Consider the following 2,829-nt stretch of genomic DNA (forward strand, 5'->3'; position numbering starts at 1 on the left):
GCCTCGGCTCGCCCGCCTCGGCCGGCTGCAGCCCCATACCCGGGTGTCGCTGGGCGGGTTGATGGCCGAACAGGCGAACAGAGCGCCCAACGAGGAATGCTTCCTCTTCGAGGATCGGGTCCACACCAACGCGGCGGTTGATTTTCGCATCGACGAGGTGGTGCGCGGCCTCATCGCCGTCGGTATCCGTCAGGGAGCTCACATCGGTGTGTTGATGGACACCAGCCCGAGCGCAGTGACCGCGATCGCGGCGCTGTCGCGGCTTGGCGCGGTGGCGGTGTTGCTACCCCCGGACGATGACCTCGCCGCGGCCGTCCGGTTGTGCGAGGTGGCCGACATGGTTACGGACCCACACCATCTGGCGGCTGCTGCTGCGACCGGCGCCAGGGTGCTCATCCTCGGTGACGCCGGCACCGCGGGCCTCGGCCGGACGGAGTCGGACCGGGTCGTCGAGCTGGACCGCCTTGACCTGTCCGCACAGCGGCTGCCGCATTGGTATCGGCCGAACCCTGGCCGGGCAAGCGATCTCGCCTTCGTGTTCTTCAGCACGACGGGCGGGCGCCGAGTGGTCAAGGAGATCACCAATCATCGGTGGGCGCTGTCGGCGTACGGCACGGCCACTGCCGCCGCGCTAGGCCACGGTGACACGATCTATTGCCTGACCCCGTTGCACCATCCGTCGGGTCTGATGGTCGGTCTCGGCGGCGCGGTCGCCGGCGGGTCGCGCATCGCGTTGACCCGGGGCGTGCATCCAACCCGGTTCGCCGACGAGGTCCACCGTTACGGGGTCACGGTGGTGTCCTACACGTGGGCCATGCTGCTCGAATTGGTGGACGCGACGTCGCCCGAGCTTCAGAATCATCATCCGATCCGTCTGTTCATCGGAGCCGGAATGCCGATCGGGCTGTGGCACAAGGTCAAAGACCGATTCGCCCCGGCCCGAGTGCTGGAATTCTATGCCTCCACCGAGGGGGACGCGGTGCTGGCCAACGTGGCCGGCACGAAGACCGGAGCCAAGGGTCGGCCGCTGCCGGGCAGTGCCGAGATTCGGCTCGGCGGCTACGACGCCGCGACGGGCCGGTTCATTGAGGATGACCACGGTTTTGTGCGCCCCTGCGCCGACGATGAGGTGGGCGTGCTGCTGGCGAAGCCACGCTCCGGACTCGATGCCGCACACGTGTCGATGCGTGGGGTATTCGCCGAGGGAGACACCTGGATCACCACCGACCACCTGTTCCGCCGCGACAGCGACGGTGACTATTGGTTCGTCGACAACAGGAACACCGTCATCCAGTCGGTGTGCGGGCCGGTCTTCTGCCAGCCGATTTGCGATGCCCTCGGCGACATCACCGTGATCGACCTGGCCGTGGTCTATCCCGTTGCGACCGACGCGCACGACGTCGCGGTCGCGGCCGTGACGCTTGGCAAAGACGGCGTCCTCACCGCGGCTACCCTGACCACCGCGTTGAGCAGCCTCCCCCGGCACCAGCGTCCCGCCATCGTCCACATTGTTGACCGCATACCGCTCACGCCCTCCTACCGCCCACTGTCGACCACACTGCGAGAGGCTGGGCTGCCGGCGCCGGGGGAAACCAGCTGGTACCACGACCACACTGATGGTCACTATCGACGATTGGCCACCGTCGTCGGCAAGCCAGCACCGTCTAGCCCCAGGGAGCCGCTGAGCCTCTAGGCGGGCCACTCCAGCAGCACCTTTTCTTACCGCACTTCAGGACGCGATTTGCTCAGCCCGCCGCTTTGCCACTGCGGCCAGCACGGCTTGGGTGGACGCGCGGCTTCCGACGGTGATCCGAGCAGCGCCGTCAGGGTAGTAGCGGGCCGTCAGCCCGGTGTCGTCGAATAACTCGCGCCACGGCCGACCCGTCGGGGGCAGGTACACGAAGTTGGCGTGTGAGTCGGTGGTGTAGACACCCATCGCCCGCAGGCGCCGTCGCAAGTAGTCCCGCTCACCGGTGATTCGCAGAATGCGTTGTCGCAACTGGTCTTCGGCGTCGTAGGACGCCGCCACCGCGACCAAGCTGGTGATGCCCATGCCAAACGGCAATTGCATCTTCCACAGCATTCTGGCTAGCTCCGGCGATCCGAAACCGTACCCGATCCGCAGCCCGGCCAGCCCGTAGGCCTTAGAGAACGTCCGCAGCACAATGACATTCGGGAACTGCCGGACCAGGTCCGGTCCGTCGATACGGTGCTGGGGGGCGACGAACTCGATATAAGCCTCGTCGAGCAGCACGACGGTGTCATCCGGCACACGCCGCAGGAATTGCTGTACATCGGCGACAGGCTCCACGGTGCCGGTCGGGTTGTGAGGTCTGCACAGTACGACCACCCTGGCGTCCGCCGCCGACTCGGCCATTGCCTCCAGGTCGTGGTGGCCGCGCTCGTCGAGCGGGACAGTGACCGATGTGAGGCGAGCCATCTGGGCGAAAATCGGGTATCCGTCGAAAGTCGGCTCGCTGAACACAATCCGATCACCGGGTCGCGTCACAGCATGCAGGACCTGCATCACCAACCCGCTCGCGCCCGCTCCCAACACGACCTGCTCGTCGCAGACTCCGATGTGGCCGGCGACGAGCGTTCGCAGCTGCTCGGGCAGGAATTCCGGATACCGGTTGGCGGCATCGATCGAGTGGATCAAGGCCGAGCGAACGGCCGGCAGCGGCGGAAATGGGTTTTCGTTCAGCGCCAACGCGAGTGGATCAACCGCCTGCGGCAGAGTAGCCAGGACCTCGGCGGTCACCGAGGTTCCGTACGCCGGCGCGGCCATCAGCTTCGCCCGCCCCAGCGGACCGCTGCCGCGCCGGCGAA

General features: G+C 66.8%; 2 protein-coding genes. One reads left to right on the top strand and one right to left on the bottom strand.

Features of this window, described 5'->3' with window-relative positions:
* The coding region (locus WAN71_RS13490) for an AMP-binding protein (RefSeq protein ID WP_422225814.1) at positions 1-1,693 on the top strand (1,693 nt) is incomplete at its 5' end.
* A gap of 36 nt (positions 1,694-1,729) precedes the next feature.
* Here WAN71_RS13490 and WAN71_RS13495 read toward each other — a convergent pair.
* Positions 1,730-2,788 carry a pyridoxal phosphate-dependent aminotransferase gene (locus tag WAN71_RS13495; RefSeq protein WP_422225815.1) on the bottom strand — a complete coding sequence of 353 codons (1,059 nt, stop codon included), beginning with the start codon at positions 2,786-2,788 and terminating at the stop codon, positions 1,730-1,732.
* Positions 2,789-2,829 lie beyond the last annotated feature (41 nt).

Source organism: Mycobacterium sp. (genome assembly GCF_049280035.1).
GTDB lineage: Bacteria > Actinomycetota > Actinomycetes > Mycobacteriales > Mycobacteriaceae > Mycobacterium.